The organism is Vibrio scophthalmi LMG 19158, from assembly GCF_000222585.1.
GTDB lineage: Bacteria > Pseudomonadota > Gammaproteobacteria > Enterobacterales > Vibrionaceae > Vibrio > Vibrio scophthalmi.
On record NZ_AFWE01000222.1, the window covers coordinates 1 to 6617 of the forward strand.

A 6617-nucleotide genomic window follows, 5' to 3' on the forward strand; every position below is an offset into this window, starting at 1 on the left:
ATGCCAGTATTGGAAGTTTGGAATGCGAAAGACGTTATCGTATTCAAGCGTTCAATGAATACTGGTTACGCTGGTGTACAAAACCCACTGTTCTTTAAAGAAAATACTCAAATGCTATTTGGGGATGCGAAAGAGAGTGTAGACGCGATTGCTAAAGCACTATAAGCTTTATGCCAATACTACGAAGGCCAGCAATTAGCTGGCCTTTTTCTTAGCTGCGTTTTGTCGTATAACTGCTTTGTTGGTCAATACGTTAAGAGAGGAGGGCGGTTGATGTTGTTAATTATTACAAGATCGATCACTATGTCTGCTGATGTTGAAGAACCCTGCGTTATTCGTTGCCCGCAACCTGTTCATCCATTGCATAATTGACACGAATATTACATTTTCAATGTCAATTTTTGCCATAATCAGGCATTGTAGTGGTAAATAGTTGATTTAATAAGTTTTTGCTTTGAAACATACCATCATCAAATCGCTGTTAATGACATTGAGTGCTCTTTCTTGGAGCGCTAGTGCTGACTCTTTACCTGAGCGTATTGATAAATTTGTTAATTTATTCAAAACATCAGAAGCCTCGGTGTCCTATGACATTCGAGTCTTGCAGTCAGACTACCCAACTCGGCTGATTACTCCGCAGTCGATGCTACCACAAACCTCAAGTTATCCATTGCGCGATATTCAGCGACTTTATCAATTGTCGGTGACTTGTACTGGAAAATTGCCGCTAAGCCCTTTGGTCACGGAACCATTAGTCTTTACGCGTGCAATGTGTAAAAACAATACATTAAGCCCAACATGGTTTGCTCGCAGCGGACTTATTCATCCGGGCGGGGGAACGTACGCGAATCGTTACATTGTCACTCACCCTCAAGAGGTGGAAACGCTCGAGCAATATATGCACATCAAAGAGCGACCATTTGCGGCAGAAAAAACATTGCTTGGTCGTCTACAACGAATGAGTGAAGACACCATAATCGCGCTGATTTCCGGTGCCAGTATGTTTATCGAAGATGAGGATTTGTGGCTAAGGAAAAATGATAGCTACTATATTTATCCTGAATCGGTGTGGAGCAAAAACGTCACACGAGCGGGGTTAAGTTTATCCAACGGAACTGCGTCCGCGACCTGCTTTGTGCAACGTGGTAACATCTGCTGGGATGTGGAAGATCATGCTGATATTTTAAGGATCAGTATGGTAGCGTTGGTAATAGCCAATATTTTACTGGTTATTGGTTGGTCGATATACCGCTGGAACACCAAGCGACGTGATATGCAAAGTCGTATGCTGGTATTGCAAATTCTTACCCATGAATTGCGTACACCAATCGCCAGTCTATCGCTGACAGTGGAAGGCTTCCGACGTGAATTTGAACATCTCCCAGAATCCGTTTACGACGAGTTTCGTCGATTATGCGAAGATTCTCGAAGATTGCGCCAATTAGCAGAAGCAAGTAAAGATTATTTGCAGTCTGATAACAAACCACTGGCCTCAGAATGGGTACCATCTGTCGCCGAGTGGTTAGAATTTAAGATTGAAGAAGAGTTTAAAGCACCGATCGATTTTGCCATCGATCATGATGTGGCCGCCAAATTGAATGTTTACTGGTTAGGTACGTGCATCGACAATCTGATTCGAAACGCGGTTAAATATGGAGTTAAACCGATTAAGTTGGATGTAAAAACATCCAAAAATAAAATTACGTTCAGCGTGATAGACCAAGGGCTCTTAACACAGAAAGATTGGCGTCAGGTTCGTAAACCTTTCGTTAGTAAGAGTGGTCTAGGCTTGGGCTTAACTATCGTTGACTCTATGGTGGGGCGCATGGGAGGAAAGATGACTCTCATTGGGCCGCCGACAACGTTTATATTGGAGATACCTTGTGAAACAGACACTGCTTCTCGTTGAAGACGACAAAAACCTTGCTGACGGCTTACTCGTCAGCTTAGAACAAGCCGGTTACGAGTGCTTCCATGCCGAAACAATTGCAGATGTCGAACAGTATTGGGCGAAATCCGATCTTGTGATTCTCGATCGTCAACTGCCAGATGGCGATTCTGTATCTCATTTGGGACAGTGGAAAGCGATCAAAGAAATCCCAGTGATTTTGCTTACCGCGCTGGTGACAGTAAAAGACAAAGTCGCAGGCCTAGATTCCGGCGCAAATGACTATCTAACAAAACCGTTCGCAGAAGCTGAACTGTTCGCGCGTATTCGAGCTCAACTTCGTGCTCCTGATGGTCAAGAGCAGGATGATAGCAAAGTTAAAACAGATAATTTATTGATTGATAAGAGTACTCGGGAAGTATTCTTTAACGATCTACAAGTCACTCTTACCCGTACTGAGTTTGATTTGCTGCTGTTTTTGGCCAGCAACCTTGGTCGTGTATTTACGCGTGATGAACTTCTTGATCACGTATGGGGCTACAACCATTTCCCGACAACACGAACTGTCGATACCCACGTATTGCAGTTACGTCAGAAGCTACCAGGTCTTGAGATCGAAACGCTTCGTGGTGTTGGTTACAAGATGAAAGCATGATACCAAAATCCATATTGATGATGGGAGCACTGATCAGTGCTCCTCTTTCTGCTGATGGTGTAACGTGGTTTGACAGCAATTCACCATTAACTCAAACACACAAACATCTACTTAACGGTGATCTGAATGCTATGTTCTCATCGCTGGTTGAAGTGTGGCAGCTAGAAGATAACATTACGTTGAAACCTCATCTCAACGATTTATTGTTACAATCGTTAGAAGTGGATTGTGGTAAAAGCCTTGACGATAAAACCTTACCCGATTGGTTAAAAGGGATTGTTGTTAAGCGAACTGAAATTCAAAGCCCAGGGCGAGATGCATTTCGCGCCACCGTTGAGGTGCAAACTCAGCGAGAGATCGCTGATATCAGTTTAATGCGCTGGGTCGACAAATCGATCTCTAGCGATAACACCCTTGATATTGTTCGAGAGAATAACGAATCAGGGATGGTGACGTACTCGAAACGTTACAACATTAACAACAAACTGCCGATGGGTTTATATCGAATTGATGTGGTGACCAAAGACAACGAATCTTGGAGTTCATGGCTCGTTCTCGGTGATCCACAAGCTGATATGACGGTTCGTTGGTCATCAAAAGATCACTGGGAAGTGGAAAAACACGCGCTGCTTAATACCAATTGCCCATTACCGAAATTGAACACGGCTCTATACGACTATGTTGACGGCACGTATAACCAAGTTTGGAGTGGCAACTATGAATCTGACTATCCAACCTCGCTACCGATGGATCAAATAGAATCAGGGCGTTACGTATTAGCGGTTTCAATGATTCATCGACGTTGGCAAGGTAAGATAATGGTTGAACAAGCGCAAATTATCAGTAAAACGTATGATGTTTCTGTAGAGGAATAACTAAAGATAAGAGACAATGTGTCGATATAAGTCCAACGGTCACAACGAAAAATATCGATATGAAAACCGCATTTAAATTATTACCTCTTACCTTAGCTGTTGCAGCAAGCAGCAGTTACGCTGCGAACTATGCCGTTGAAGCACGCGGCGACGCAATGGGCGGTGTTGGCGTTGTTTCGGCTAACTTTCTAACTGCCCCTTTTTACAACCCAGCCTTAACTGCCATTTACCGTCGCAACGATGACGTTGGTATGATCACGCCAAGTTTTGGTTTGAAGTATACCGACAGTGGGTCATTTGTTGATGGTCTGGATCAGACTAAAGATTTCATCAATACCCCGGGAAGCGATGCGGAACTGGCTAAAGCGATGAATGATCTGAAAGGTCAGAACCTGAACTTCGAAATGGGTGGCGTAGTGGCCTTTGCTATTCCAAACCGATTCATTGCTGCGAACGCATTCGGTAAGTTATACACTGAATCTTTCGCTTCAGCGAATATTTCTGAAGGCAGTGGCAACGCGTATGTTGATGCGGCCAACAGTTCAGTTGAAGCGGTGTCAATCGGAGTTGCTGAGGCGGGGCTTTCTCTTGCGAAATACCAAACTTTCCTTGGTCAGCACATCTCTTTTGGCATCACCCCAAAACTGCAAAGAGTTTATACCTACGTCTATAACGCAAACTTAAACAATTACGATTTGAAAGATCTGCGTGAAAATGGTCAAGCTGAAACCATGTTTAACATGGATGCTGGTTTTTTGTGGTTCCATGGTCCATTCCGGGTAGGTATCTCAGGTTCGAACCTAATCTCTCGCGATATTGAAACCAAAATGGTCAACAACAAATCTTACGCTTACGAAATGTCACCACAATATACCGTGGGTGCAGGCATCGTAGCAGACTACTTTACCTTGAGTGTTGATTACGACCTGAAAGAAGAAGAACGCTTTACTAACTTTGATGATAACCAACAGATGATCCGAGTCGGGGGCGAAATCGATATTTTACGTCAGCTAAAACTTCGCGCGGGTTGGAATCGTAATTTGGCTTATGACAATCTAGATGATACCTATACAGCGGGTATTGGTTTGTCACCATTAAATCTTTTCCAAATGGATATTGGTGCGAGTTACACTAACGAAAACTCGATGGGTGGTTACGTAAACTTCCTGACGAGTTACTAGTAATCGCCTTGAAATCATAATATAGTCGGCTCCTAAAATTAGGAGCCTTTTTTATGTTTGATGATTTAAGCCTAAGCCACGAAGAACAGCAAAAAGCGGTGGAAGAAATTCAAAAGCTAATGACGCAGGGCATTAGCACCGCAGAAGCGATTAAGATGGTCGCAACGCAAATTCGCGAGAATGCGAAAAAAGATGCTGAAAACCAGCAGTAAAAGAATAGGGCAGGTGACTGCCTTTTTTTACGCCCGTCATTTAGAACCTAGTGCACTATAACGATAACCGCATCTCAATACTGCGCACAAACGCACTAATTAAAGCGCCTCACCAAAAGTGACACAATTGAAAAGTAGTCAAACGTGACGCTGTTACACTTGCTACATTATTAGCGCCAAACTTCATTATTTTATATTTTACAGTAACTTACAGTAGTGTTTAATTTTGCATGCATAAACAAAAAGCTGAAACTGTAATAAAATTACAACTCATATCTATTGGTCGGTTTTGCTATAGAAATGGCAGTGATATTCACTAGTGCGTTATCTTGTCACATTATTATGCCCAGTAACGACGAGGAAGGAGAATAAAGACAGGAAGCAGTAGTGACAGCGTAACTAATTTGAGAGGATGCAAAACGGTTAGGTGGACACCTGAGCTGAACGGTTAAATAGATTAGCAATGAGGTGAAATGGAACATGAGGTTTTAAACTAAGGTCACGTTACGTTGATTAGTATGGTATCGTTTTAACCTAGTGACGTACGTGAGCACTTTAGGAATAGCAGTATGACAAAACCAGATATAGAACAATTACGCATTGCGATGAAGCTGCCAAGTTCGGCAAGTTTTTATGGCTGGCTTATCCATAATCCTAAATGTGGTGATTTCTTGCATTCATTCAAAGAAGGCCAGCTAACAACGGAAACGTTTTGGGCTGCAACACCTGATAAAGGCTTTGAGTTTGAACTGTTCGAACACGCTCTAGAAACCTACCAATTACTGCAACTACAATCCAAAGCCATCATTGTTGCAGCCTTTAATCTTGGTGAGCAATTCATGATCGCCGATCCTGCTGACACCGGCGACGTATCATATCGTTCATTAGATCAAACCCAAGTTAGTAAAAGAAGACTGCATTGAATATTCAAACTCGTTTATTGTGACTCCGCCGTAAGCCATTACGGAGATCCGGTTATGATTGCAGCTCTAGTACTCGTCCAGATTTCGTGGTTTCTGCTGGAGTCATTCCATACAGTTCATTTTCTAATTCAAAATAGTCATAGCATTTTTGAACCTTGAAGCGCTTAAATGTAATGCCAGCCGACGCAGTTGCAGCATCAACAAACACATCGCGTTTCTTTCTGTCACTTCTTTCATGGCTAGAGTCGTCTAGCTCAATCACCATGTGAATATCTAATGTTTCAGGATCACACAGAACAAAGTCATAATGCTTGCAAGCGATTTGATTGAACGCTCTCCGCCAGTTACTTTTGTCATATTCACCTTTCTTTGGGCTTAACACGTCAGCAATGCGTACTTTGGAAAAAATGAGGTGACGGTTTTTTACCGAGACGGTCAGTGCTCGATAAAAGGCCAGTTCAGATTTGGTGACTAGGGTATTTCTCGATTGGTATAGATACTCGGTCGTTGTGGTGTTTTTGTTCGGTTTGCTATTTGGTCTTCTTGATAATCGGCCAATAACAACCAAAACGAAAACAGTAACAACTGCGATTAGGACAACGTTGAGATCCATTTAGCGTTCCTTTGCGTTTTAGATACTAAAGCATATCAAGTATTTGCGTAAAAAGAAGAGCGAACGCTCAAACAAAATCAGCAATCAAGCCGGGAATTCAAGCTAGATATTTCTGTTTATCCATTTTACGTGTGGCACACACAAAAAATGATTTTCTTGTGCAGGTCGTTTACGGGTTAGGATTATCACGTATATCAATGGCTAGCGGCGCATTGGCATTGGTGTTTTACACCCCTAAAGAAGCCCTAGCTCAGTGCGCATTATGTGATT

The 6617-nt window shown here is 42.6% G+C and carries 8 protein-coding genes; 7 read left to right on the forward strand and 1 reads right to left on the reverse strand.

Annotation, left to right across the window (positions count from 1 at the left end; translation table 11 throughout):
• The 7 genes from RH88_RS23120 to RH88_RS20750 form a co-directional block, all read left to right on the forward strand.
• A partial coding sequence (locus tag RH88_RS23120) for an NAD(P)(+) transhydrogenase (Re/Si-specific) subunit beta (protein ID WP_005599730.1) occupies positions 1–165 on the forward strand: 165 nt, incomplete at its 5' end.
• Between the two features lie 319 nt (positions 166–484).
• Complete coding sequence (gene vxrA, locus RH88_RS20730; protein WP_050798526.1) at positions 485–1909, forward strand: sensor histidine kinase VxrA; 1425 nt, start codon at positions 485–487, stop codon at positions 1907–1909.
• Positions 1884–2543: a response regulator transcription factor VxrB gene (vxrB, locus tag RH88_RS20735; protein ID WP_005599733.1), complete on the forward strand. Its 660-nt coding sequence runs from the start codon at positions 1884–1886 to the stop codon at positions 2541–2543. The genes vxrA and vxrB overlap by 26 nt, the downstream gene beginning before the upstream one ends.
• Positions 2540–3418, forward strand: coding sequence for a DUF2861 family protein (locus RH88_RS20740; RefSeq protein ID WP_005599736.1), 879 nt, complete (start codon positions 2540–2542; stop codon positions 3416–3418). The genes vxrB and RH88_RS20740 overlap by 4 nt, the downstream gene beginning before the upstream one ends.
• Positions 3419–3477: 59 nt before the next feature.
• Positions 3478–4599, forward strand: coding sequence for a conjugal transfer protein TraF (locus RH88_RS20745; RefSeq protein ID WP_005599738.1), 1122 nt, complete (start codon positions 3478–3480; stop codon positions 4597–4599).
• A 53-nt stretch (positions 4600–4652) separates the two neighbouring features.
• The gene (locus tag RH88_RS23125; RefSeq protein WP_005599740.1) at positions 4653–4811 is read left to right on the forward strand and encodes a YoaH family protein; all 159 of its coding nucleotides are present in this window, start codon (positions 4653–4655) and stop codon (positions 4809–4811) included.
• Between the two features lie 569 nt (positions 4812–5380).
• Positions 5381–5734, forward strand: coding sequence for a hypothetical protein (locus RH88_RS20750; RefSeq protein ID WP_005599742.1), 354 nt, complete (start codon positions 5381–5383; stop codon positions 5732–5734).
• Positions 5735–5786: 52 nt separating this feature from the next.
• Here RH88_RS20750 and RH88_RS20755 read toward each other — a convergent pair whose 3' ends face one another.
• Complete coding sequence (locus RH88_RS20755) at positions 5787–6347, reverse strand: DUF2726 domain-containing protein (protein WP_005599744.1); 561 nt, start codon at positions 6345–6347, stop codon at positions 5787–5789.
• Positions 6348–6617: the final 270 nt, after the last annotated feature.

Excerpts from the sequence above, each read along its gene's own strand:
- vxrA (WP_050798526.1), top strand. The coding sequence starts at position 485 with ATGACATTGAGTGCTCTTTCTTGGAGCGCTAGTGCTGACTCTTTACCT.
- RH88_RS20740 (WP_005599736.1), top strand. The coding sequence starts at position 2,540 with ATGATACCAAAATCCATATTGATGATGGGAGCACTGATCAGTGCTCCT.
- RH88_RS20745 (WP_005599738.1), top strand. The coding sequence starts at position 3,478 with ATGAAAACCGCATTTAAATTATTACCTCTTACCTTAGCTGTTGCAGCA.
- RH88_RS23125 (WP_005599740.1), top strand. The coding sequence starts at position 4,653 with ATGTTTGATGATTTAAGCCTAAGCCACGAAGAACAGCAAAAAGCGGTG.
- RH88_RS20750 (WP_005599742.1), top strand. The coding sequence starts at position 5,381 with ATGACAAAACCAGATATAGAACAATTACGCATTGCGATGAAGCTGCCA.
- RH88_RS20755 (WP_005599744.1), bottom strand. The coding sequence starts at position 6,347 with ATGGATCTCAACGTTGTCCTAATCGCAGTTGTTACTGTTTTCGTTTTG.